Origin of the sequence: Bradyrhizobium sp. Ai1a-2 (assembly GCF_000426245.1) — a bacterium.
Lineage (GTDB): Bacteria > Pseudomonadota > Alphaproteobacteria > Rhizobiales > Xanthobacteraceae > Bradyrhizobium.
This window is the reverse complement of the sequence record NZ_AUEZ01000013.1, coordinates 22,585-46,445: the sequence shown is the minus strand read 5'-3', so window position 1 is coordinate 46,445 and position 23,861 is coordinate 22,585. Positions and strand designations below refer to the sequence as shown.

The 23,861-nt window shown below is 63.7% G+C and carries 25 protein-coding genes; 17 read left to right on the top strand and 8 right to left on the bottom strand.

Annotation, left to right across the window (positions count from 1 at the left end; all coding sequences use genetic code 11):
- Positions 1-141: 141 nt before the first annotated feature.
- The 3 genes from K288_RS0111725 to K288_RS0111715 all read left to right on the top strand — a co-directional run bounded on the left by K288_RS0111725 (position 142) and on the right by K288_RS0111715 (position 2,329).
- Positions 142-1,347 carry an ABC transporter substrate-binding protein gene (locus K288_RS0111725; protein ID WP_027579731.1) on the top strand — a complete coding sequence of 402 codons (1,206 nt, stop codon included), beginning with the start codon at positions 142-144 and terminating at the stop codon, positions 1,345-1,347.
- Between the two features lie 48 nt (positions 1,348-1,395).
- Positions 1,396-1,554: a hypothetical protein gene (locus K288_RS0111720; RefSeq protein ID WP_201449669.1), complete on the top strand. Its 159-nt coding sequence runs from the start codon at positions 1,396-1,398 to the stop codon at positions 1,552-1,554.
- A gap of 100 nt (positions 1,555-1,654) precedes the next feature.
- The gene (locus K288_RS0111715) at positions 1,655-2,329 is read left to right on the top strand and encodes a TetR/AcrR family transcriptional regulator (protein ID WP_027579729.1); all 675 of its coding nucleotides are present in this window, start codon (positions 1,655-1,657) and stop codon (positions 2,327-2,329) included.
- An 81-nt stretch (positions 2,330-2,410) separates the two neighbouring features.
- Here K288_RS0111715 and pyk read toward each other — a convergent pair whose 3' ends face one another.
- Both pyk and K288_RS0111705 read right to left on the bottom strand, forming a co-directional pair.
- Positions 2,411-3,847, bottom strand: coding sequence for a pyruvate kinase (pyk, locus tag K288_RS0111710; RefSeq protein ID WP_027579728.1), 1,437 nt, complete (start codon positions 3,845-3,847; stop codon positions 2,411-2,413).
- On the bottom strand, positions 3,844-4,434 hold the full coding sequence (locus K288_RS0111705) for a DUF1036 domain-containing protein (protein WP_201449664.1): 591 nt from the start codon (positions 4,432-4,434) through the stop codon (positions 3,844-3,846). The genes pyk and K288_RS0111705 overlap by 4 nt, the downstream gene beginning before the upstream one ends.
- 197 nt (positions 4,435-4,631) lie before the next feature.
- Between K288_RS0111705 and K288_RS0111700 the strand changes: the two genes are divergently transcribed.
- Together K288_RS0111700 and K288_RS0111695 are read left to right on the top strand one after the other, a co-directional pair.
- A complete protein-coding gene (locus tag K288_RS0111700) occupies positions 4,632-4,934 on the top strand; it encodes a DUF1244 domain-containing protein (protein WP_027579726.1) in 303 nt (100 codons plus the stop codon).
- Positions 4,935-5,165: 231 nt separating this feature from the next.
- Positions 5,166-5,435: a DUF2312 domain-containing protein gene (locus K288_RS0111695; RefSeq protein WP_027579725.1), complete on the top strand. Its 270-nt coding sequence runs from the start codon at positions 5,166-5,168 to the stop codon at positions 5,433-5,435.
- Positions 5,436-5,614: 179 nt separating this feature from the next.
- Here K288_RS0111695 and K288_RS0111690 read toward each other — a convergent pair whose 3' ends face one another.
- From K288_RS0111690 to K288_RS0111675, 4 genes are all read right to left on the bottom strand, one after another.
- The gene (locus K288_RS0111690; RefSeq protein WP_244443128.1) at positions 5,615-7,228 is read right to left on the bottom strand and encodes a DUF882 domain-containing protein; all 1,614 of its coding nucleotides are present in this window, start codon (positions 7,226-7,228) and stop codon (positions 5,615-5,617) included.
- Between the two features lie 261 nt (positions 7,229-7,489).
- Positions 7,490-9,724 carry a L,D-transpeptidase family protein gene (locus K288_RS0111685; protein ID WP_027579723.1) on the bottom strand — a complete coding sequence of 745 codons (2,235 nt, stop codon included), beginning with the start codon at positions 9,722-9,724 and terminating at the stop codon, positions 7,490-7,492.
- Positions 9,725-9,972: 248 nt separating this feature from the next.
- Positions 9,973-10,185 (bottom strand): hypothetical protein, encoded by a 213-nt coding sequence (locus K288_RS0111680; protein WP_027579722.1) that lies wholly within the window; start codon positions 10,183-10,185, stop codon positions 9,973-9,975.
- Positions 10,151-11,647: a sigma-54 dependent transcriptional regulator gene (locus tag K288_RS0111675; protein ID WP_027579721.1), complete on the bottom strand. Its 1,497-nt coding sequence runs from the start codon at positions 11,645-11,647 to the stop codon at positions 10,151-10,153. Before K288_RS0111675 ends, K288_RS0111680 begins: the two co-directional genes overlap by 35 nt.
- 136 nt (positions 11,648-11,783) lie before the next feature.
- Between K288_RS0111675 and K288_RS0111670 the strand changes: the two genes are divergently transcribed.
- The 12 genes from K288_RS0111670 to K288_RS0111610 all read left to right on the top strand — a co-directional run bounded on the left by K288_RS0111670 (position 11,784) and on the right by K288_RS0111610 (position 22,427).
- Positions 11,784-13,661, top strand: a complete 1,878-nt coding sequence (locus K288_RS0111670; protein WP_027579720.1) for a M3 family oligoendopeptidase — start codon at positions 11,784-11,786, stop codon at positions 13,659-13,661.
- Between the two features lie 74 nt (positions 13,662-13,735).
- A complete protein-coding gene (locus K288_RS0111665) occupies positions 13,736-14,008 on the top strand; it encodes an AbrB/MazE/SpoVT family DNA-binding domain-containing protein (protein ID WP_051334478.1) in 273 nt (90 codons plus the stop codon).
- Positions 14,005-14,391 (top strand): type II toxin-antitoxin system death-on-curing family toxin, encoded by a 387-nt coding sequence (locus tag K288_RS0111660; protein WP_027579718.1) that lies wholly within the window; start codon positions 14,005-14,007, stop codon positions 14,389-14,391. Before K288_RS0111665 ends, K288_RS0111660 begins: the two co-directional genes overlap by 4 nt.
- A gap of 82 nt (positions 14,392-14,473) precedes the next feature.
- Positions 14,474-14,626: an aa3-type cytochrome c oxidase subunit IV gene (locus K288_RS0111655; protein WP_027579717.1), complete on the top strand. Its 153-nt coding sequence runs from the start codon at positions 14,474-14,476 to the stop codon at positions 14,624-14,626.
- Positions 14,627-14,762: 136 nt separating this feature from the next.
- Positions 14,763-15,890, top strand: a complete 1,128-nt coding sequence (locus K288_RS0111650; protein WP_027579716.1) for a Re/Si-specific NAD(P)(+) transhydrogenase subunit alpha — start codon at positions 14,763-14,765, stop codon at positions 15,888-15,890.
- A gap of 11 nt (positions 15,891-15,901) precedes the next feature.
- A complete protein-coding gene (locus K288_RS0111645) occupies positions 15,902-16,219 on the top strand; it encodes a proton-translocating transhydrogenase family protein (RefSeq protein WP_027579715.1) in 318 nt (105 codons plus the stop codon).
- A 36-nt stretch (positions 16,220-16,255) separates the two neighbouring features.
- Positions 16,256-17,653 carry an NAD(P)(+) transhydrogenase (Re/Si-specific) subunit beta gene (locus K288_RS0111640; protein WP_027579714.1) on the top strand — a complete coding sequence of 466 codons (1,398 nt, stop codon included), beginning with the start codon at positions 16,256-16,258 and terminating at the stop codon, positions 17,651-17,653.
- An 18-nt stretch (positions 17,654-17,671) separates the two neighbouring features.
- Positions 17,672-18,472 (top strand): alpha/beta hydrolase, encoded by an 801-nt coding sequence (locus tag K288_RS0111635; RefSeq protein ID WP_027579713.1) that lies wholly within the window; start codon positions 17,672-17,674, stop codon positions 18,470-18,472.
- Between the two features lie 40 nt (positions 18,473-18,512).
- Positions 18,513-19,904: a sodium:proton antiporter gene (locus tag K288_RS0111630; protein WP_244443132.1), complete on the top strand. Its 1,392-nt coding sequence runs from the start codon at positions 18,513-18,515 to the stop codon at positions 19,902-19,904.
- A gap of 143 nt (positions 19,905-20,047) precedes the next feature.
- A complete protein-coding gene (locus K288_RS0111620; protein WP_027579711.1) occupies positions 20,048-21,145 on the top strand; it encodes an ionic transporter y4hA in 1,098 nt (365 codons plus the stop codon).
- 13 nt (positions 21,146-21,158) lie between these two features.
- Complete coding sequence (locus K288_RS0111615) at positions 21,159-21,443, top strand: cupin domain-containing protein (RefSeq protein WP_027579710.1); 285 nt, start codon at positions 21,159-21,161, stop codon at positions 21,441-21,443.
- Positions 21,444-21,551: 108 nt separating this feature from the next.
- A complete protein-coding gene (locus tag K288_RS0111610; protein ID WP_027579709.1) occupies positions 21,552-22,427 on the top strand; it encodes a hypothetical protein in 876 nt (291 codons plus the stop codon).
- Between the two features lie 118 nt (positions 22,428-22,545).
- Here K288_RS0111610 and K288_RS0111605 read toward each other — a convergent pair whose 3' ends face one another.
- Complete coding sequence (locus K288_RS0111605; protein WP_152535489.1) at positions 22,546-23,160, bottom strand: tetratricopeptide repeat protein; 615 nt, start codon at positions 23,158-23,160, stop codon at positions 22,546-22,548.
- Between the two features lie 191 nt (positions 23,161-23,351).
- Positions 23,352-23,651, bottom strand: a complete 300-nt coding sequence (gene rpsU, locus K288_RS0111600) for a 30S ribosomal protein S21 (RefSeq protein ID WP_027579707.1) — start codon at positions 23,649-23,651, stop codon at positions 23,352-23,354.
- Between the last annotated feature and the right edge of the window lie 210 nt (positions 23,652-23,861).

Sequence of the window (23,861 nt, the reverse complement as noted above, 5' to 3'; positions counted from 1 at the left end):
TGAGCGATCGGTCTCGTTGCACATCGACCGATGTGAATATGATTGGCGTCTGTTAGACGCCATGGCATCCTTCCACCAGCCGGATACGGCAAGGCCGCGCCTCTAGAAGCGCGGCGAAAAATACAATGGGGAGGGTAGCCAATGCATTTGGCGAAGGCGTTCGGCGCGCTTGGCGCCGTTTCTTTCCTGCTATTGCCCGCCACTTCGACGTCCGCCGAGATGCGTGGCGTTACCGCAGCAGAAATCCGGATCGGTCAGACCATGCCCTACAGCGGTCCCGTGTCGGCATTCGGGGCGCTCGGCAAGGGCGAGGTCGGCTATTTCAAGATGCTGAATGAGCGCGGCGGCATCAACGGACGCAAGGTCAACCTGATTTCGCTGGATGACAGCTATCAGCCGCCGAAGACGGTGGAGCAGACGCGGCGGCTGGTCGAGAGCGACGAGGTCGTGCTGATCTTCTCCTCGATCGGCACCGCACACAACACCGCGATCGCAAAATACCTGCAGAGCAAGAACATCCCGCAGCTCTTCCTGGCATCGGGCGCCTCGAAATTCGCTGACATCGCGCAATATCCGCAGGCGACGATGGGCGTGCAGGCGCCGTTCCGCTACGAGGCGCGTCTTTACGCGCGCTATGCGCTTGCGAAGAATCCAAGCGCAAAGTTTGCCGTGATCTCGCAGAACGACGATTTCGGCCGCGACTATCTTGCGGGGCTCAAGGACGTGCTTGGCGAGAAATACGATGCCGTCGTAACCGCTGCGACCTACGAGATCGCCGATCCGACGATCGACTCGCAGATCGTCAAACTGAAGGCCTCCGGCGCAGACGTGTTCGTGATCGCGGCCACGCCAAAATTCGCGGCGCAGGCGATCCGCAAATCATATGAGATTGGCTGGCGGCCGATGACCTTCCTGTCGAACGTGGCGGTGTGGATCTCGACCGTGATGGAGCCTGCGGGCGTCGAGGCAGGCACCGGCATCCTCTCGACCGCATATGTGAAAGACCCTGATGATCCCGCCTGGAAGGACGATGCCGGCGTGAAGGGCTGGCGCGAGTTCATGAGCAAATATATTCCGGAGGCCGATCAGCACGACACCAACTACGTCAACGCCTACAACAGCGCGATGGCGCTCGAAGCGGTGCTGAAAGCCTGCGGCGACGACCTCTCGACCGAGAACATTCTGCGGCAAGCGTTTTCAATCAAGGACCTGCAATTGCCAATGCTGCTGCCGGGCATCAAGATCAACACTTCGCCGACCGATCACGTTCCGGTCGACCAGATGCAGTTCATGCGCTTTAACGGCAAAAGCTGGGAGCGGTTCGGCGAATTGCAGACCGGGAATTGACTTGGGTCCTGCCAGGCAATGTTTCCCTGGATGTCGGAGGCGATGGACTTGAAGAAAGAGAAGAATTTCTTCGAGACCCGCGTGATCGAATACCAGAACGGCGGCGCGTTGAGCTGGGATAACCAAGGGCTCCCGGCGCTACGGCTAACCCCTTCTTTTTGTGCATTCCAGCCGTCGCAAATCCGTCTTGCCAGACGCCCTGAATAGGTGTTCAGCTTTTGCAGCGATCTGCGCTCGATCGCCCAAAACAGTGAAGTCTCGTTCGGCTGATCCCGAGCCGGCGAGGCCCTGGGGACGGAACCGTGCCATGGTTTATCGGCGAACCCATCAAGTGGTAAAGCGGCTGGCCGCCCGGCGTAGCGCCATTCTGGCAGCGGCGCGCGAGGCGGCGGCGGATGGCGGCATGGCCGCGGTGCAGATCGCCCCGGTCGCGGTCCGCGCCCATGTCGCGGCCGGGACCGTCTACCGCTATTTCCCGTCCAAGGCCGACCTGATCTCCGAACTGATTGCCGAGGTTTCGCGCGACGAACTCGCCGCGATTCGCCGGGCGGCCGATGCCGCGCCCGGACCGTCTTCGGCGCTGGCCGCCGCGGTCACCACGGTTGCCGTCCATGTGCTGTCGCAGCGCAAGCTCGCCTGGGGCATCCTGGCCGAGCCTGTCGATGTCGACGTCACCGCCTCGCGGCTTGCCAGCCGGCGCGAGATCGCCGGCGAACTTGCCGCCCGAATCGATGCCGCGGTACGCGCCGGCCATCTGCCGGCGCAGGACACTGCGCTCGCCGCCACCGCGCTGCTCGGTGCATTGCATGAATCGCTGGTAGGCCCGCTCGCGCCCGACAATCTCGACGATCCCGCCAGGCTGCGCGATGCCGTGCAAACGGTGACGCTGCTCGCATTGCGCGCCGTCGGCGTCATGGACGCCCGCGCCCGCGGTCTCGTGGTGCAGGCCACCACGCCGGCGAAGGCGCTGGTGGGGGCGTAGGCGACACCTCCCGCTGTATCGTCCCGCTCCGCTGTCGTCCCCGGTCAAGCCCGGGACGACGGCGAAGGTTCGGTTGGCCGCCTACTTCTCCGTGCTGCCTTGGGGCGCGACGGAGGCGATGCGGACCATGTTGGTGGTGCCGGGGATGCCGAGCGGGACGCCGGCGACGATGATCACGCGCTGGCCGGCGCGGGCAAAGCCGTCCCTGAATGCGATGGAGTTCGCGCGGTCGACCATGTCGTCCTGGTCGCGCGCATCCTCGGCGACGACGCAGTGCACGCCCCACACCACGGAGAGCTTGCGGCCGGTCGCAAGGTTCGGCGTGATCGCAACGACCGGCACTTTCGGCCGTTCGCGCGCGACGCGGATCGCGGTCGAGCCTGATGAGGTCCAGCAGATGATCGCCGACAGGTCGAGCGTCTCGGCGATCTGGCGCGCGGCATCCGCGATCGCATCGCCCACCGTCTGCTCCGGCTCGGCGCGCTGCGCGTTGAGCACGCCGCGATAGGTCGGGTCGCGCTCGACCTCCTCGCCGATGCGGTTCATGGTGGTGACCGCTTCCACCGGATATTTGCCGGCCGCGGATTCAGCCGAGAGCATGATCGCGTCCGCGCCTTCATAGACGGCGGTGGCGACGTCGGAGACCTCGGCGCGGGTCGGCACCGGCGCCTGGATCATCGATTCCAGCATCTGGGTTGCGACCACCACCGGCTTGCCGGCGCGGCGCGCCATCCGCGTCATCTGCTTCTGCAGGCTCGGCACGCGCTCCAGCGGCAGCTCGACGCCGAGATCGCCGCGCGCGACCATCAGCGCATCGGATGCCTCGATGATGTCGGCAAGCCGGTCAATCGCCTGCGGCTTCTCGATCTTGGCAATCACGGCGGCGCGGCCGCGGATCATCTTCTTGGCCTCGTGGACGTCCTCGGCGCGCTGTACGAAGGATAATGCGATCCAGTCGATGCCCGTCGTCAGCGCGGCCTCGAGATCGACGCGGTCCTTCGGCGTCATCGCCGAGACCGGCAAGTCGGTATCGGGCAGGCTGACGCCCTTGCGGTCCGACATCTTGCCGCCGATCACGACGCGAGTCACCGCGCGGTCGGGCGAGGTCTCTTCCGCAATCAGCCGCACCTTGCCGTCGTCAAGGAGCAGTGCGTGGCCCGGCCGCAGCGCTGCCAGGATTTCCGGATGCGGGAGGTTGACGCGGGTGTTGTCGCCCGGCGTCTTGTCGGAATCGAGCACGAAGCTCTGGCCGTTGTTGAGCTGCACCGCGCCTTCGGCGAAGGCGCCGAGCCGAAGCTTGGGGCCCTGCAGGTCGACCAGGATGCCGATCGGCCGGCCGTAGCTGGACTCGACATTGCGGATGGTCTTGACGAGCTCCCGCATCTTGTCATGCGGGGTGTGGCTCATGTTGATGCGAAAGAGGTCGGCGCCGGCCTCGAACAGCTTGCGGATCATTGCGCTGTCGGAGGAGGCGGGACCCAAGGTCGCGAGGATCTTGATCCGACGCAGTCTTCTCATTGCTTGCTTCCGGGTGGTGCGGCTGGGGGTAGACCTGACGCGCCCGGAGGCGTTCCGCCCGGTGGATTGGGGAGGCCTGGCACCGCGGGTGTCCCCGGTGCGACTCCGCCCGGCATTCCCGGCACCTTCTGTGCCGGCTGTTCGTTGGCTTCCGTCAGTTGCACGGTCCACGCCCGTTGCTCCCCGGTGTCGACCTCGAAGAAGCCGGTGCGGTCATAGCCGCGCGCCAGGCAATTCTCGGTGCCTCGGATGGTGAATTCCTTGTCGCGCGAGCACATGAAGGCCTGGCCCGACCATTCGCCGCCGCGGTCATAATCGAGGGCATAGATGTAATAATAGCGCGCGACCAGATTGCCCCGCAGCAGCGTCTCGCAGGAGCGCGAGGAGATGTTCCACCAGCCCTCGGTGGTCCAGCCCTCGGCGTCCTTGTAGCCGAGCGCGATGCCGACCCGGCTGGCGGTATTGTTGCAGAGCCGGAAATCGGCCGCCGCAGGACTGGTCCACAGGCACGCCGCCGCAAGCGCCAGCACGGGCAGAAGACCGGCAAGCAGACGAGGGGGGAGGGGAAGGGAATCCAGCACGATCATGAGGCCAAGCTACACCGAATCATTGACGATTTCGCGTGGCCCGGCGGCGCCTGTCAACGGAAGGCAGGCGGACTTCTGCCATCGAAAACCGCCGGTCCCACCCGATTTCATGCTGTTTTGCGCAGCTATATGGCAAAATCTGTGACGAATCCCACTTGATATCAATATGCTGGGAACGACAAACCGGGATGACGGCCATGACCATCGACGACAAGACCAAAACCGAGCTGGAAGCCGCCGTTTTCCGGCGCCTGGTGCAGCATCTGCAGGATCGCACCGACGTCCAGAACATCGACCTGATGAACCTTGCCGGATTCTGCCGGAATTGCCTCTCCAACTGGATGAAGGAAGAGGCCGATGCCCAGGGCGTCGCGATCAGCAAGGATGAGAGCCGCGAGGCGGTCTACGGCATGCCGTATGAGGAGTGGAAGGCCAAGTACCAGGGCAAAGCCACGCCGGAGCAACTGGCCGCGATGAAGAAGGCGCATCCGGGGCATTGACGCATATGCATTCCGTCATTCCGGGTTCAATGCTGCGCATCGCCCCGGAATGACGGTGGTTGCGGGTAACGCCAGCATCTCCTGTGGGCGCGCTGTGGATGAGCGCGACGTTTCCTTGACGGGAGGCGTCCCAAACTTGAGGGTCATTTTCGAAACGCGATGCGTGAGCAGCGCATACGCCGAAACACCTCAACAAGACACTCATCACCAGTTTCATTTCAGGAGTACCCGATGGCCACCTCTGCCGCCGTCAAAGAAGAGCCCGCGACCCGATTCGCAAAGGACCAGCTGAAGTCCATCATCGAGCGCATCGAGCGGCTGGAAGAAGAGAAAAAAGCCATCTCGGACGACATCCGCGACGTCTATGCCGAGAGCAAGGGCAACGGATACGACGTCAAAGCCCTGCGCACGATCGTGCGCCTGCGCAAGCAGGACCCGAACGAGCGTCAGGAGCAAGAGACGATCATCGAGACCTACATGCAAGCGCTGGGGATGATCTGAGGCGCTGATCCGGCCGGAACGCTCTTGCCGTCCCGGGCAAGCGAAGCGCGACCCGGGACCCATAACCACCGATCTCTATGTTCGGTAAAGCTGGGGCCACAGCGGGCTCCAACAACGCGCACTCGTGGCTACGGGTCCCCGCGTTCGCGGGGAATGACATCGGATATGTGGAGGCAAGTTTAGCGCAGCGCGGCGGTGCGGACGACGAACGAGGTCGTCGGCAGCGTCGCGGTGGCGGAGCCGCTGAAGGTGTCGCAGCTCATGCCCATCATCGGATCATTCGAGAAGGTCATGTTGATCGCGGCCGGCGGCTTGACGAAATGAGCGCGCATCAGGGTCATGTCGGTATCGCCGAGCACGGTGGTCAGCATGGCGCTGCTGGCGCTCGGCGCGAGCATCACCACGCGCATCCAGAGATCATTGCCCTTGGCGGCGGAGATGCGTGTCGAGGTCGAGATCATGCTGCCCTGACCTTGCGCGCCCTTGGCGACCACCGTGTTGATCTCGCTCGCGACGGCGCCTGCATTCCGTGTCGGACGGACGGTGCGCGGGACCGGGGCGGAGGCGGCGATGATGTTGGCGCGGTCAACCGACGAGCTCGTCGCCGGGGCATAGGCGAGCGCCTTGTTGAAATTCTCCGACACGCTGGCAGTGGCCTGCGGATCGGCGGCGCCGACCGCCTCGCGCGCCTTGAGCGCGGCGATCTGCGCGGCTGTTGCCTGTTTCGCTGCCGGAAGATCGTCGCCCCAGAAGCCGCGGGCATTGATGATGTCGGCAGGCGTCTCAGGCTTCGGCTCGGACTTCCCGGCAGCTGCCGGTTCGGCCGCCTTGGCCTTTGCCGCCGGGATGATCTGGGCGTCGGCGGCCGCGAGCTGTATGGCCGAGGCGAATTGCGGCTTTGCGCGCGGCATCGGCACGGGGTCGGCCGACCTGGAATCTACAGACTTGGCGGAAGCCATGACGGTCGCGGGCTTCTCGGCGGCAGCGGGCGCTGCGCCCTCATCGTCCTCGTCACTGCCGGCAGCCGGCTTGCCCGTGAACAGCGCGGTCAGGAAGCCGCCGATCTTGTTGCCACCGGACGAGGAACCATCGCCATTGCCGCGCCGCTCGATATCGGCGCGGGCAAGCTCATATCCCCTCAACGGGTTGCCGTCCGAGGGGACATGGACGGTGCGGCCGTCCGGGAACACCCTCGCCAACTGGTCGTGCGTCATGCGCGGCCAGTGGCGAATCGACCCGGTGTCGAGGTGGACAAAAGGCGAGCCGGAGGTCGGATAGAAACCGACACCGCCACGCTGTAGGCGCAGGCCTGCATAGCGGATCTGCTCGAGCGGCACGCCGGGAATGTAGAAATCCATCGCATGCCCCAGCATGTGCTGGCTGAAGCGCGCCACCCCGGAGGAGCGGCGGCGGAGCATGGCATTAGTCGCGGGAGAGCGGTAGGAGGAGACGATGTTGATCGGCTGCCTGCCGTCGACGTCGCGGTAGACTTCCCAGAGGATGTCGAAGAGCCGACGATCCATGGTGGTCTCGTCCTGGGTGCGCCAGTCGCGGAGGAAATGATTGAGCTTCTTCAGCGCGTCTTCGTCGTAGCGGCCGTCGCGCTTGAAGGTGATGGTGAGGTCTTCGTTGGAATGGGTGTGGTGGAAGGAGAGGGTGCGGGTCTCGTTCAGCGCCGCGGCGTCGTGGACCGAGCCGGCGCCAGCCAGCAGCAATAGCGACGTCAGCCCGACCTGACATCCGGCTTTCGGGAGCGACAGCAGTTTATAGTGGCGTGCGCGGACAGCCAGCACGGATGAGCCCACCCAGTCGTCGAGCGTTCGACCTTTCTTTCGCAGACCCCGGCGAAAGGCGTGAACGCATTCTTTAAAGCGGGACGGTTAACCGAGATTTACCATCCCGTTTCCCAAGTTGGGTTTAACCTAAACCGTTGACTGTGGCGAAAAAGAGCCGCCATCCGCGCTAGATGAAGAATGGTTAATGTAATCGATCCCGCCGGGTGGGCGGGATCGTTGATTTTGCTATAAAATTTAGCGCGTTTCGGGAGCGGTGGATTACCAGGTGAACACCCGGCGCGACTGGGGTTGTCCGCGCCCAATCGGAGCGGGCGGCACAGGCGGGCCGCCGCCGAACAGGCGTTCGAAGAAGTTCATGCCGGAATTGGTGTTCTCGCTGGCGATGCTGACGCCGGGCGGCAGGTTGTTGCGGCTCGGGCGCGAATAGTTCGGCTGCGCATGCGCCACCACTGATTCGAGATCCTTGCCGCGGTTGTTCTTCAACAGCGTCAGCATGGCGCCATCGCGGCCATAGACGTCCTTCCGGAATTGCAACTTGCCGGCATCGTCCACGAACGCGGTCTGGTAGGTGATGTTGACCGGGATCGGGGTCGGGAATTTCAGGTCGACCTCGCTCGAGCCATACATGCTGCGCACACGCTCCGGCGTCCAATGCTCGTCCGTCATCGTGATGTTGAGCAGCACGGAAGCGTACTGGTCCGGGTTCTGCACGCGCATGCAGCCATGGCTGAAGGCGCGATCCTCCTTGCCGAACAGGTTCTTGTCCGGCGTGTCGTGCTGATAGACCAGGAACTTGTTCGGGAAGTTGAAACGGATGCGTCCGAGCGCGTTCGCTTCACCCGGCGGCTGCGAGATGTGAATCGAGCCGTCGCGGCCGTATTCGAGTCGCAGGCCCATCCGCTGCAGCACGGTGGGATCCTGCTGCAGCGCCGGCAGATACTCGTTGTAGATGATCGACGGCGGTACGTTCCAGGTCGGATTGACCGTGATGTACTTCATCGTCTCGGTCAGAAGCGGCGTGGCGTGCTGCCCCGGCTTGCCGGTCACGACGCGCGTGGTCCAGACCGGCGCACCGTTCTGCATCACCCTCAGCGTGTAGTCGGGGATGTTGAGGATGACATAGGCGTTGCCGAGAGAAGCCGCGCCAAGCTGACGCGGCAGCCAGCGCCACCGCTCCATGTTGACGATGATGGTGTCGATCTGCCTGTCGCGCTTCGGGCTGTTGATCGCCTTCACGGTACGATCGTCGAGCACGCCGGTGGGCTTCAGCTCGGCGCCCTGCTGGAATTTGCGCACGGCCTCGGCGACCTTGGCGTCGTAGCGCGTGTCGTCCGGATTCTCGCTGACGCCGAGCTTCGCGCGGAGCTGCGGCACGCGCGGATCGTCCGGCGCCACTCCCGGCTGCTTCTTGGTGCCGGGCTTGTAGACCAGCGTCGGCCCTTCCTCGATCTGGATCACCGGGCCATTGCCCTGGCCGCGCAGCTCGGCGAGCTTGGCCTTGAGCTCGTGGTAAAGCTTGTGCGGCGGGTTGTAGCTGTCGAGCGCGGCGGAAGCGTCCTTTGCGCCGGTCACGTTGGCGAGGACTTCCGACGGATCGATCGGGTGCTCGGGATAAAGGACGTCGGCCGAGACCTGCGACCAGTGCATCCGGCCGCTCTGCGCCTGGCGCGCGTAATCCAGCATGCTGGCGGTGAGCTTCAGCTCGGCATCCGCCAGCGCCTCGGGCGAGGAAGAGGCCGATGCAAACTCCGGCACCGGATAGTCTTCCGGATTGAGGCCATCGGAGGCGGCGTCCTTGAGCCGGGCGACCACGCCCTTGGCGGTTGCCGTCGGCCTGCCGCCTTGGGTGAACACCGGCGCGTAGTCGCGCGCGGAGTAGAACTTCTCGATCGCGGCGCGCTCGTTCTTGCGCTCGAAGATGCGCAGCGTCTTGCTGGCCAGCATCTCGCGAAGCTTGTCGGCAACAGGCTGATCTTCCGCCGGCACGTTGCTCGCAGCCTTGACCGGCTCCTTGGCGGGCTCGGCAGCAGGCGCTGCGGCGGGAGCCGGAGCAGTGGCGGTCACAGGAGCAGGCGCGGCGGGCGGCGTCACCGTGGCGGTGTCGTTCTTGACCGGCTCCCTCGGTGTGTCATTCGCGTCTTTCGCCACATCGCCCGGCTTCGGCTCGGCGGCGGGCGCAGTGACGACATCGGCCGGCTTGGGCTCAATCCTGGGCTCCGCGGTCTTGGTGGCGGATTCACTCGGCGTGACGGCGTTCTTGGCCGCATCCGGCACAGAGGCGGTGGTGTCCGGCTTGATGTCGGCCGCGGTCGGCGGCGGCACGTTGGCAGGCTCGGGGCGCGGGATCGCGGCATCGATCGCGAGTTCTGCAGCACTGGGGCGCGGTGCGTCCGACTGGGCCAGTGCTGAGGTCGCGGAGACCGTCAGGAATGTCGCGGCGACGGCCATCAGCACGCGGTCGAATCCGGTACGGCCTTTCGAACAGTCACGCATCGTCACTCCCCCCTGGGGCGAACTGCCCCGGCATTGGGACAGTTCTCACATCATGGTCCTGGAGCATGATGACACTTCGTCGCCGTCATCAGGCTCGATTCATTCGGGCATGATCTTCCCGGATCATGTCCTAAGCTTGCGCGGAAGCGCCGGCCTCACTCGATCGAAACGCCGTACGCCTGCACGCAACAAATCAACGCAGACGTTACATACGCCCCCTTCATGCAGCCAGCGCCATGCGGGGCAACTCACGACAAACTGACCTTGATCAACCACTTGCACTCGATCTTGCGCGATTCTTGCCACGCGGCACCCCGTTTGTCTGTCACCGCCAAGCCACGGTTCAATAGGTTCCGGACCGAGCCTGCCAACCCACCACCAGAGCTACGACCGAAGATCCGCTCCTTGGCATAAACGCCGATCGGCTCAATTGGTGCCGCCGGCGCCGTCGGCAGCGTCATCGGCCGCGGCCTCGTCGATCTTGCGGTAGAGCGTCGAGCGGCCGATCTTCAGGCGGCGCGCGACTTCCGACATCTGCCCGCGATAATGCGAGAGCGCGAAGCGGATGATCTCGTTTTCCATCTCTTCCAGTGGCCGCACGTCGCCGCTGCTCGTCAGCATCGAGAGATTGCCGGCGGCAGGCAGTGGCGCGATTGGTATGTCATTACCCGACACCATTGCAGGCGCCGTGGACGGGGCGACGATCAGCGGCTCGCCATGGGCCGGGGTCGGGTCGGCAAGCGGATGCGCCGCGACCTGCGGGAAATCGGCGAGACCAAGCTGGTCGCCATCGCTCATGACCACCGCGCGATACACCGTGTTCTCGAGCTGGCGGATATTGCCGGGCCAGTCGAGCTGCGAAAGATGCGCCATTGCCTCGCCGCTGATGCCGCTGATGTTGCGGTTTTCCTCGGCGTTGAAGCGCGCGAGGAAGTGCCGCAGCAGATGCGGAATGTCTTCGCGCCGCTGCCGCAGCGGCGGAATCGTCAGCGGCAAGACGTGCAGGCGGTAGAACAGATCCTCGCGGAATTGGCCGGCCTTCACCAGCTCGAGCAATTTGCGGTTGGTGGCGGAGATGATGCGGACGTCGACCTTCACCGGCTTGCGGCCGCCGACGGCTTCCACCGTGCCCTCCTGCAGCGCGCGCAACAGCTTCACCTGCGCGGTCAGCGGCAGTTCGCCGACCTCGTCGAGGAAGAGCGTGCCGCCATGGGCTTCGACGAACTTGCCCATGTGGCGTTCGGTGGCGCCAGTGAAGGCGCCCTTCTCATGGCCGAACAGGATCGATTCCACGAGATTATCGGGGATCGCGCCGCAGTTCACCGCGACGAACGGCTTCGACTTGCGCTCGCTGCTGCCGTGGATGGCGCGGGCGAACAATTCCTTGCCGACGCCGGATTCGCCTTCGATCAACACCGGTATGGCTGATGAGGCGGCCTTTTGCGCGGTGCGCAGCACGCTTGTCATGGCTTCGCTGCGGGTGATGACGTCGGAGAAAGTGAGCCGTCCCTCGCGGCTGTGGCGGATGCGCTGCAATTCACCCTTGAGTGCAGAAGTGTTGAGCGCGTTGCGCAGGGATACCTGCAGCCGCTCGAAACCGACCGGCTTGACGACGAAATCCTGGGCGCCGGCGCGCATCGCCGAGACCACGTTGTCGATGCCGCCATGCGCGGTCTGCACGATGACGGGGACGTTCAAACCAGCGTCACGAATCTTTGCGAGCACGCCCAAGCCGTCGAGGCCAGGCATCACGAGGTCGAGCACGACCGCATCGATGGTCTGGTTTTCCTGGGCAGTGAGTGCGGCGATGGCATCGTCGCCGCTATCGACAACGAGGGGCTGGTAGCCGCATTTTTGCACCATGTTTTCAACTAGACGGCGCTGTACTGCGTCATCATCGGCAATCAAAATGGTGGCGACCATGGTTTTCCCCGGGCGTTACGCTTATTTGTCTCGAATCGGGGCACTCTCGCCGAAGCCGATTAACGCCCTCTTAAACGTTGCCGACCCCCGCACATTTCGCCGCCTCATCTCCGATTGAACACAGGCTTTGACCAAGATGACCTCGCGCTCCTCCGCTCTCCGTAAACCAACGCAACGCAAGCCGGCCGCCGCCAAATCCGCTGCAAACAAGCCCGCCGCGAAGAAGGCCGCGGGTAAAACCGGCAAGTTGCCGGAATGGAATCTCGCCGATCTCTATTCCGGCATCGACGCGCCAGAGGTCGCGCGCGACCTTGCGAAGATGGATGCAGATTGCGTCGCGTTTGAGACCGACTACAAGGGCAAGCTCGCGGAACATACGGCGCGGGAAGATGGCGGAAAGTGGCTCGCGGACGCGGTGCGACGCTATGAAGCGATCGACGATCTCGCCGGCCGGCTGGGCTCCTTTGCCGGCCTCGTCCATGCCGGCGACAGCGTCGATCCCGCGATCACGAAATTTTACGGCGATGTTTCAGAGCGCCTGACGGCGGCCTCGACCCACCTTCTGTTCTTCGCGCTCGAGCTCAACCGCATTGACGATGATGTGATCGAGCGTGCGATGCAGGCGGAAGACCTCGCGTACTACCGGCCGTGGATCGAGGATCTGCGCAAGGAGAAGCCATATCAACTCGAGGATCGCATCGAGCAGCTTTTCCACGAGAAGTCGCAGAGCGGCTATGCTGCCTGGAACCGGCTGTTCGACCAGACCATCGCCGGTCTGCGTTTCAAGGTCGGCGGCAAGGAGCTCGCCATCGAGCCGACGCTCAACTTCCTACAGGACCGCGATGGCGTAAAGCGCAAGGCGGCGGCGGAGGCGCTGGCGAAAACCTTCAAGGCCAACGAGCGCACCTTCGCGCTGGTCACCAACACGCTCGCCAAGGACAAGGAGATTTCCGACCGCTGGCGCGGCTTCCAGGATGTCGCGGATTCCCGCCATCTCAACAACCGCGTCGAGCGCGAGGTGGTGGATGCGCTGGTCGCGTCCGTGCGTGCCGCCTATCCGAAACTGTCGTACCGCTACTACCGGCTCAAGGCGGGCTGGTTCAAAAAGAAGAAGCTGCCGCATTGGGACCGCAATGCGCCGCTGCCCTTTGCCGCGACCGGCACGATTGCCTGGCCGGAGGCGCGCAGCATGGTGCTGTCAGCCTATCGCGGCTTTTCCACCGACATGGCCGCGATCGCCGAGCGCTTCTTCACCGACCGCTGGATCGATGCGCCGGTCAGGCCGGGCAAGGCGCCGGGCGCCTTCTCGCATCCGACCACGCCGTCGGCACACCCTTACGTGCTGATGAATTACCAGGGCAAGCCACGCGACGTGATGACGCTCGCCCATGAGCTCGGCCACGGCGTGCATCAGGTGCTGGCGGCAAAGAACGGCCCCCTGATGGCGCCGACGCCCCTGACGCTTGCGGAGACCGCGAGCGTGTTCGGGGAGATGCTGACGTTCAAGCGCCTGCTCTCCGAGACCAAGAGCGTCAAGCAGCGCCAGGCGCTGCTCGCCGGCAAGGTCGAGGACATGATCAATACCGTGGTGCGGCAGATCGCGTTCTATTCGTTCGAGCGTGCGGTGCACACCGAGCGCAAGAACGGCGAACTGACCGCCGAGCGGATCGGCCAGATCTGGCTTTCCGTGCAGACCGAGAGCCTGGGGCCGGCGATCGAAATCAAGCCCGGCTACGAGAATTTCTGGATGTACATCCCGCATTTCATCCATTCGCCGTTCTACGTCTACGCCTATGCGTTCGGCGACTGCCTGGTGAACTCGCTCTACGCGGTCTACGAGCATGCCGCCGATGGCTTTGCGGAACGCTATCTCGACATGCTCGCAGCCGGCGGAACCAAGCACTATTCCGAGCTGCTCAGGCCGTTCGGCCTCGACGCCAAGGACCCGAAATTCTGGGACGGCGGCCTGTCGGTGATCTCGGGCATGATCGACGAGCTCGAGGTGATGGGCTGAAGGGTCAGGGTGTAAAACATTTGTTGAACGGCATGCGAAGACGTGTTATACAGTTCGTATAACGGAGCCGTAGCATGAACGACCAGTCGAAGATTGCGCCTGATCCCCGCGGCCAAGTGATCGCCACGGTGGAAATCAAGAAAATCGGCAATTCTTCCGGCATCATTCTGCCTAAGGATGTGATGGCGCGCATGCAGGTCAGCGTCGGCGACAAACTTTACGCGACCCTGACCCCCGACGGCGGGTTCCGGCTCACGCCACACGATCCGGATTTCGAGAAGGCGATGGAAATCGCGCGGCGCGGCATGAAGCGCTATCACAACGCGCTGGCGGAACTTGCCAAATGAGTGAGCCGTTCTGGCTCACCCGCCAAATGATCGAAGCGATCCACGACGAACAACTCGCGATCCATGGCGGGGCAGGCGGCCTGCGGGACGAAGGCATGCTGGAGTCTGCACTGGACCGGCGAAGAAACAAATGGTCGTACGAGCACGCCGAACTGGCCGACTTGGCGGCAGCCTATGCGTTCGGCATTGCGCATAACCATCCATTTGTTGACGGCAATACGCGTACCTCGCTGCTTGCGCTGTACACGTTCCTCGGCGTCAACGACATCGATTTCGATGTGCCGGAGGCCGAGGCCGCTGCCATGATCGTCGACCTCGCCTCAGGCGAGGTCGACGAAGATGGCCTCACCCGCTGGATCCGGGATAATTGGCCTTCCGAATGAGGCGATAGGCAAGGTGGCGTTGCCCTGTCATCCGGTTTGCGCTATGGCACGGCAGAATTAGACTTTATGACTGGGGACAAGGATGGCAGACCATAGCGAGGTGGCTTACACCACCGCCGACGGCAACGACTACATCGAGCATGAGCGGACCTATGAAGGCTTCATCATGCTGGTCAAATACGGCACGGCGGCTGTCGCCACCATCCTCATCCTGATGGCCTTCTTTCTGGTCTGATCCTCGCCGGCCGCGCCGCCAATCCCGGCGGCGCTCACAAAAAATGCATTCAAACCGGTCCCAAAACCGGTATCCAACGTTGCGGGAGTAACGCTAAGTTTGCTTGCGTGCGCTGTCCCGCGCCGCCGGAGGCCTTATGAAGATTGCCGTTGCCAAGGAAATCGACCCGTCCGAGCCGCGGGTCGCCGCGTCCCCCGACACCATCAAGAAATTCAAGGCGCTCGGCGTCGAGGTCGCGGTTGAGCCGGGCGCCGGCATCAAGTCGGGCTTGCCGGATTCGGAATTCACCGCTGTGGGCGCCACGGTCAGCGCGGATGCGGTGAAGGATGCCGACATCGTCATCAAGGTGAAGCGGCCGGAGGCGTCCGAGCTCTCCAAATACAAGCGCGGCGCGCTCGTCATCGCCATCATGGATCCCTACGGCAATGATGCTGCGCTGAAAACGATGGCGGATGCCGGCATTTCGGCCTTTGCGATGGAATTGATGCCGCGCATCACCCGCGCGCAGGTGATGGACGTCTTGTCCTCGCAGGCGAACCTCGCCGGCTATCGTGCGGTGATCGAGGGCGCCGAAGCCTTCGGCCGCGCCTTTCCGATGATGATGACCGCGGCCGGCACGGTTCCGGCCGCGAAAGTGTTCGTGATGGGCGTCGGCGTCGCCGGCCTGCAGGCGATCGCGACCGCGCGCCGGTTAGGGGCCATCGTCACCGCGACCGACGTGCGTCCGGCGACGAAAGAGCAGGTGGAGAGCCTTGGCGCCAAATTCCTCGCGGTCGAGGACGAGGAGTTCAAGAACGCGCAGACCGCGGGCGGCTACGCCAAGGAAATGTCCAAGGAGTACCAGGACAAGCAGGCCGCGCTCACCGCCGAGCACATCAAGAAGCAGGACGTCGTGATCACGACGGCGCTGATCCCCGGTCGCCCGGCGCCCAGGCTCGTCTCCTCGGACATGGTCAAGTCGATGCGGCCCGGTTCGGTGCTGGTCGATCTCGCCGTGGAACGCGGCGGCAATGTCGAGGGCGCGAAGGCGGGTGAGGTCGTCGACATCGATGGCATCAAGATCGTCGGCTACACCAATGTCGCCGGCCGTGTCGCGGCCTCCGCCTCGGGTCTCTATGCCCGAAACCTGCTCGCCTTCATCGAGACGCTGGTCGACAAGGCGAACAAGGCGCTTGCCGTCAATTGGGATGACGAACTGGTGAAAGCCACCGCGCTGACCAAGGATGGCGCAGTCATCCATCCGAACTTCCAGCCGAAAGCTTAAGGAGAGAAGCCATGGAGCATATCGCGCAGGCCGTCGATCCCTTCGTGTTCCGGCTTTCCATTTTCGTGCTTGCCGTGTTCGTCGGCTATTTCGTGGTGTGGTCGGTGACCCCCGCGCTGCATACGCCGCTGATGAGCGTCACCAACGCGATCTCCTCGGTGATCGTGGTCGGCGCGCTGCTCGCGGTCGGCGTCGGCATGATCTCGAGCGGTTCGGGCTGGGCGCGCGGCTTCGGCTTCATCGCGCTGATCTTCGCCTGCGTGAACATCTTCGGCGGCTTCCTTGTCACCCAGCGCATGCTGGCGATGTACAAGAAGAAAGCCAAGTAAGCGCCACCTCGGGGAAGAGGCAAACGGGGACCTGAGATGAACGCCAATCTCTCTGCATTGTTGTATCTCGTGGCAGGTGTGCTGTTCATCCTGTCGCTGAGGGGGCTGTCCAGCCCCGCCACCTCGCGCCAGGGCAACCTGTTCGGCATGATCGGCATGGCGATCGCGATCGCCACCACGCTCGCGAGTCATCCGCCGGCGGACGGCGTCGCCTGGCTGCTGGTCGTGCTCGGTGTCGCCATTGGCGGTTCCGTCGGCGCCGTCATCGCGCGGCGGGTGCCGATGACCTCGATGCCCGAACTGGTCGCCGCGTTCCACTCGCTGGTCGGCATGGCCGCAGTGCTGGTCGCCGCCGGCGCATTCTATGCGCCCGAGGCGTTCGACATCGGCACGCCCGGCAACATCCACACCCAGAGCCTGATCGAGATGTCGCTCGGCGTCGCCATCGGCGCGCTGACCTTCACCGGCTCGGTGATCGCGTTCCTGAAACTCTCGGCGCGGATGAGCGGGGCGCCGATCATCCTGCCGTTCCGCCACCTCATCAACATCGCGCTCGCCCTGGCGCTGGTGTTCTTCATCGTCGGCCTCGTGTTGTCGGGCAGCGCGGTCGACTTCTGGCTGATCACCATCATTGCGCTGGCGCTCGGCGTACTCATGATCATCCCGATCGGCGGCGCCGACATGCCGGTCGTGATCTCGATGCTGAACTCCTATTCCGGCTGGGCCGCGGCGGGCATCGGCTTCACGCTCGGCAATTCGGCGCTGATCATCACCGGCGCGCTGGTCGGCTCCTCCGGCGCGATCCTGTCCTACATCATGTGCCACGCGATGAACCGGTCCTTCATCTCGGTCATCCTCGGTGGCTTCGGCGGCGAGACGGCGGCGGCGGGCGGCGGAACCGGCGAGCAGAAGCCGGCCAAGCTCGGTTCTGCCGATGATGCCGCCTTCATCATGAAGAACGCCTCGAAGGTCATCATCGTGCCCGGCTACGGCATGGCGGTGGCGCAGGCCCAGCACGCGCTGCGCGAAATGGCCGACATCCTCAAGAAGGAAGGCGTCGAGGTGAAGTACGCGATCCACCCGGTCGCGGGCCGCATGCCCGGCCATATGAACGTGCTGCTGGCCGAAGCCAACGTGCCCTACGACGAGGTGTTCGAACTGGAGGACATCAACTCCGAATTCGCCCAGGCCGACGTTGCCTTCGTGATCGGCGCCAACGATGTCACCAACCCGGCCGCCGAAGAGGATAAGACCTCACCGATCTACGGCATGCCGGTGCTGCAGGTCTGGAAGGCCGGCACGGTGATGTTCATCAAGCGCTCGCTTGCCTCGGGCTATGCCGGCATCGACAATCCGCTGTTCTATCGCGACAACACCATGATGCTGCTCGGCGATGCCAAGAAGGTGACCGAGAGTATCGTCAAGGCGATGTGAGGCCGTTTGCGGGCAGCGATGCTCGTCCTGAAATGGCTCCTGATCCTCGCTGCCGTCGGCTATCTCGGAGCGCTCGCGCTGCTGTTCTTCAAGCAGCGCGCGATGCTGTTTCCGATTCCGACGCGGGAGCGAACTTCACCGCAAGCGGCCGGCTTTCCTGAAGCCGAAGAACATGTGCTCACTACCGGCGATGGCGAGAGGGTCATCGTCTGGCACGTGCCGGCAAAGCCCGGCCACCCCGTAATTCTGTTCTTTCCCGGCAATGGCGATTTTCTCGCCGGACGAGTCAGCCGTTTCCGCGCCATGACGTCTGACGGTACCGGCCTGGTTGCGCTCTCCTACCGCGCTTACGCCGGTTCGAGCGGATATCCGAGCGAGCGCGGCATCCTGCAGGACGCTGCGGCAGCTTACGCCTTCACCACGGCGCACTATGCCGCGGAACGAATCGTCGCCTGGGGATTTTCGCTCGGCACCGGCGTTGCGGTCGCGCTGGCCTCCGAACAACCGATCGGCAAGTTGATCCTGGAGGCGCCCTATACCTCGGCGGTCGACATTGCTGGTGCGGCGTTCCCGCTGGTGCCGGTGCGTTGGCTGATGCGCGATCAGTTTCGCTCCGACGAGCGCATTGCGCACGTCAAGGCTCCGCTGCTCGTCATGCACGGCACCGACGATCCCGTGATTCCGATCATCTTCGGCGAGCGGCTGTTCGCGCTGGCCCGCGAGCCGAAACAGCTTGTCCGTTTTCCCGGCGGCGGGCATGACAATCTGGACGACTATGGCGCGATCGAAGCGGCAAGGCAGTTCATTGGCGGCTCATAGGCACGGATCGAAAGTGTGGGGCCTCTTGGTCGCGGCATTGATGCTGGTCATCCTGCCGCAGCACGCGCACGCCGCGACCGGGCTTGACGGTGCGGCGATGCAATGGCCGTTTGCGCTGCCTTTCGCCGGCCTGTTGCTGTCGATTGCGCTCGGGCCGCTGCTGTTTCCAAAGTTCTGGCACCATCACTACGGCAAGATCGCCGCAGCGTGGTCGATACTTACCCTTGCTTCGCTGGCGTGGTTTGCCGGGAGCGGGCCCATGCTCACGAGCTTCGTGCATGCGATGCTCGGCGAATATCTCAGCTTCATGGTGTTCCTGTTCACGCTCTATACCGTGGCGGGCGGCATCGTGGTGAGCGGGGACTTGAAGGGCACGCTGTGGACCAACACCGCCATTCTTGCGCTCGGCACCGCGATGGCGAGCATCGTCGGTACCACGGGCGCCGCGATGATCCTGATCCGCCCGCTGATCCGCGCCAATCTGGCGCGGCCGCACCACGCCCATGTCATCGTCTTCTTCATCATTCTGGTCGCCAATGTCGGTGGAGCGCTCAGCCCGCTCGGCGACCCGCCGTTGCTCGTCGGCTTCCTGCACGGCGTCGACTTCTTCTGGCCGGCGCGGAATCTCTGGCTGCAGACCACAATCGTTGCGGGGCTGCTGCTCCTGATCTTTATCGCGCTGGACTTCTGGCGTTCTCGTCGCGAGCCCATGCCGAGAGCTTCCGAAGCTTCCGAGCCGATCAGGATCCGCGGCGTCCTGAACGTGCCGCTGATCGCCATCGCCATCGCCAGCATCTTGATGTCGGCGATCTGGCGGCCCGGCATCGTCTTTGATGTTCTGGGGACAAAACTCGAGCTGCAGAATCTGGTGCGGGACGCGCTCATGGTGGTAATCGCGGGGCTGTCGCTCTGGCTCACTCCGGACGAACATCGCGAGGCCAACGGCTTTAGCTGGGAGCCGATCCGGGAAGTTGCCAAGCTGTTCGCCGCTATTTTCACCGCGATCATTCCGGTGATTGCGATGCTCAATGCCGGACCCGAGGGCTCCTTCGCGTGGCTGTTGTCGGCCGTCACCGAGCCGAACGGCGCGCCGCGCGAGGTCCCGTATTTCTGGTTCACCGGCATGATGTCGGCGTTCCTCGACAATGCGCCGACCTACCTGCTGTTCTTCGAGCTTGCCGGCGGCGATCCGCAGCGATTGATGGGTGAATTGTCGGGGACGCTGGCTGCGATCTCCATGGGGGCCGTCTACATGGGCGCGCTGACCTATATCGGAAACGCGCCGAATTTCATGGTTGCGGCGATTGCCCGCGAACGCGGCATCCAGATGCCGGGCTTCTTCGGCTATCTTGTGTGGGCCAGTGCAGTGTTGATACCACTGTTCCTGCTTCTCACCTTTCTACCGATCGCCCCTGTTCTCAGCGTTCACTGAGTACCGTATGTTGGAGCTCTTCCAGGAGCGTTTTCGAGCGAAGTGGACACCGGTTCGCGTCAAGAAAACGCGTCAAAACGAGAACCTGGAGCTTCGGTTCTGATTCAATCAGAGCCGAAGCTCGAGCAGCGGAAGGGGAGTTCATGAGCGCACACGGTCCGATGCCGCATACGGCATGGATTTTCCCCGCGCTGGCGATCGGGCTGTTCGCCGCGGCGACAGGCGTCGGTTGGGTGTTTACCCCATCTCTCAGCGGATGGCTGCTCGCCGCGATCCTGCTGGCCATCCTGTTCGGCACCGTGTTCGCCGCCGTTCATCACGCGGAGGTGATCGCCGAAGAAGTGGGAGAACCTTTCGGCACATTGGTGCTGACGCTTGCGGTGACGATCATTGAAGTGGCGCTGATCACCACGATCATGCTGGGTGACAAGCCGCAGCCGGCCCTGGCCCGTGACACCGTGTTCGCAGTCGTGATGATCGTTTGCAACGGCCTGGTCGGGCTGTGCATCTTCATTGGTGGATTGCATTACCGCGAGCAGGATTTCCAGGTTTCGGGTGCCAACCTTTATCTCAGCGTGTTGTTCGTGTTGGCGACGATAACGCTGATCATGCCAAATTATACGTTGGCGACTCCGGGACCGTCCTATTCGGCCACGCAACTGGGCTTTGTCGACGTGGTCACGCTCGCCCTCTACGGCGTCTTTCTCTACATCCAGACCATGCGGCACCGCGATTACTTCGTGGTCGAGTCCGCAGATGATGCTGAGGCGCCGAAGAAGTCGTCGGGCGCAGTGCTGGCGCTCAGCATTCCCTTGCTCCTGGTTTCCCTTCTCGCCGTCGTGCTGCTGTCAAAGAAATTCTCGCTCGTCATCGATGCCACCGCGGCGATGATCGGTGCGCCGCCGGCCTTCGCAGGCCTCGTGGTTGCGCTTCTCATCCTCATGCCGGAGGGCGTTGCCGCGGCTGCGGCCGCCCGCAACAATGATTTGCAGAAGAGCATCAATCTTGCGCTCGGCTCATCGCTTGCCACGATCGGGTTGACGATCCCGGCGGTCGGCCTCGCCACCTATCTGCTGGACAAGGAACTTGTACTCGGGCTCAGCGCCCAGGGCACGGTGCTGTTGTTCTTGACCTTCCTGCTGAGCATGCTGACCTTCGGCACCGGCCGCACCAACATCCTGTTCGGCTTGGTGCATCTGGTGGTATTTGCCGTATTCCTGTTCCTGGAATTCGTGCCATAGGGAGACAATGACGATGCTTTCCGCCAAATCCGACGTCCAGGTCGACACCCCCGAGGTCCGCGTCACGGAGTGGCGGCTGGCGCCGGGCAGCGCGACCGGGCGTCATATCCACGAGATGGACTATGTGATCGTGCCGGTGACCGCGGGCGAGATGACCATCGTGGCGCCCAGCGGCGAGCGGTCGAAGGCACAGCTCGGCGTCGGCAAATCGTACTTCCGGAAGGCGGGGGTGGAGCACGACGTGCTTAACGAAACCTCTACGGAGATCGTTTTCCTCGAGATTGAACTCAAGCCGTAAGCATCCGTGATCGCCGGAACCGGCCGGTTGCCATTGATCCGTCGCAGTTGATCCCTCAATGTGCCTCAAAGTTCCCGCATCTAACGGCGCGGCGGGGAGTGGTTGGCAATGCTGAAATACCTGACGAAATTTGTCGTCGATATCTTTCCCTCGGTGGCTGCGACGGTCATCGGGGCGTACATCGTTAACCACTACATCGTAGCCAAGCCGGAGGCGCCCGCGGCCGCCGCTGTTTCGACCGCCAAGCCGAAGGCAGCCGTGGCGAGCAAGCCCGTCGAAAAGCCTCCTGCCGAAGCCTCCAATCTCCCCGAAGCTGGCGTAAAGGCCAAGGGTATGTCCGAGCGCACGCTGATGGAGCGCACGGCGTCCGAGAAAGCTACGGTGACCGAGAAGCCGGCAGAGAAGGCGAGCGAGAGCAAACCTGCCGAAGCGCCGGCCGAGACCGCAAGCATTCCGCCCGCCGAGCCGCCCCGTCGCCATCAGCCCGGGCCGCGTGAAAAGGCCGTCGCCAAGGTGACGCCGGCGCCAGTGCAGCAGCCCGTTACCGTGCCCGCCACGACTGCGCCCGCCTCGCCGCCAGCCGAAGCTGCGGCTGACGAGCATCGTGACGCCAACGACCTTGCGCGCGCCGCGATCGAGCGGTTGCGCGGCATCACCGACGGCGGCGCTCGTTCGCCAGAGGCGGCGCGCGCACCGGAAGCGCCTCGGGTGGCGACCACACCATCGGTGGTGCGGCCGTTGCCGCCGCCGATCATGGTCTCGACGCCGCCAAGCGAGACCTCCCAGCCGCGGCCTCCTTATGCCGCAGGCGTGACCGACGATCCGAACCGTCCGACACCGCCGGCCGAGATTCCGATGTCGCGTCCCCCGCTGGATCTGCGTGCCGACGCAGCAGCGGCGGAGCCAGCCAAGGAGCGCCCGACAATCGGCGATGACATGCTGTCAGCGGCCAAGTCGGTATTCCACGCGGTCCTGCCGAAATAGCTGATTTGAAGGGTGTAACGGCATAATCACCTCGCCTCCGCAAACACGATGTTGTCCCCGCTAAAGCGGGACCCATAACCAGGCTTGCCCGGGACGACGGCGAGAGAGTGCGTCTCTCTTAACCGCCGGTGCGCGCGAGGCCGCTGCGGGCGGCGTCGTCTCTGGGCCGCAATGCCACCGCGCGATTGTATGAAGCCGCCGCCTTGCTCTTGTCGCCTAGCCTTTCATAGGCCTCGCCGCGCACCGTCCAGGCTTGGGCGCTGTTCGGATCGGCCTGCACCGCTTCGTCAAGATCGGCAGTCGCTTCCTTGGCCTTGTTGAGCGCGAGATAACTGTTGGCGCGCGCCAGCAACGGCTCGACGCGCTGCGGCGCCAGGCCGCTGGCCGCGGTGAAATCCTCGATCGCCTGCTCGTGCTGGTTCTGGCCCTGATAGATCAGGCCGCGGCCGTAGAGTGCCTGTGTGTTGTAGGGATCGAGCCCGAGCGCCTGTTCGAATTCGGCGAGCGCCTGTTCGGTCTTGAAGGATCGCGCGAACTCCTGGCCCCGCGCCGCGTGCTCCTTGGCGTCGCTGACGTTCTGAGGACTGACGCTGCCGGTCGGCTTTTCGGTGGCGGCCTGCTTGGGCTTGTCGTTGCCCGACCCCAATGATCCGAGATCGAACGAGCAGCCGCCCAAGGGGATTCCAAGGGGGATGCCAACTGCGACGGCAAGCAGGATCGCAGGCCGCGCCATCATGCGCGGAAGAGGCAAAGCTCCAGGGCGGGATGCCGGAAACACCATCAACGGAACTGCTCGCGTAATGGAAATGATCGCGTCTGCAATTCCGTATTCGTAGCCGGCCACGGTGCAAATTGCACCGGCCAAAACGCAAAACGCGGACCGCTCAGGCCCGCGTTCTCATTTCCGACCTTACGAAGGTGCGATCAGCGCGGACCGCGTCCAGCGCCCGGGCCGCCACGTCCACCAGCGCCGCGGTCACCACCAGCGCCGGCGCCGAACACCGGCTTCGGCTTCATCGGCAACAGGCCTTCGCGCTGCAGCTTCTTGCGCGCCAACTTGCGGGCGCGGCGCACGGCTTCGGCCTTCTCGCGGGCCTTCTTCTCGGAAGGCTTCTCATAGTGACCGCGGAGCTTCATCTCGCGGAAAATGCCTTCGCGCTGCATCTTCTTTTTGAGCGCCTTCAAGGCTTGGTCGACATTGTTATCGCGGACGAGAACCTGCACGCGGCATCCTCTTTTAGATTGATCGGTTCGGAGATCTGGCAAAGCCAAGGTCGGCAAAAAAGGCCAGACCTTTAACCCTAGGCGCGCGCATGTATCAGACAAAATCGCAAATGTCCACCCGTGAAGCAGAGGCGAGGGCCAAGTAAAGCCACGAAATAGGACGAAATTGCCACCTAGCGGCCCTGATTGGGGTGATTCGACGCCAAATGC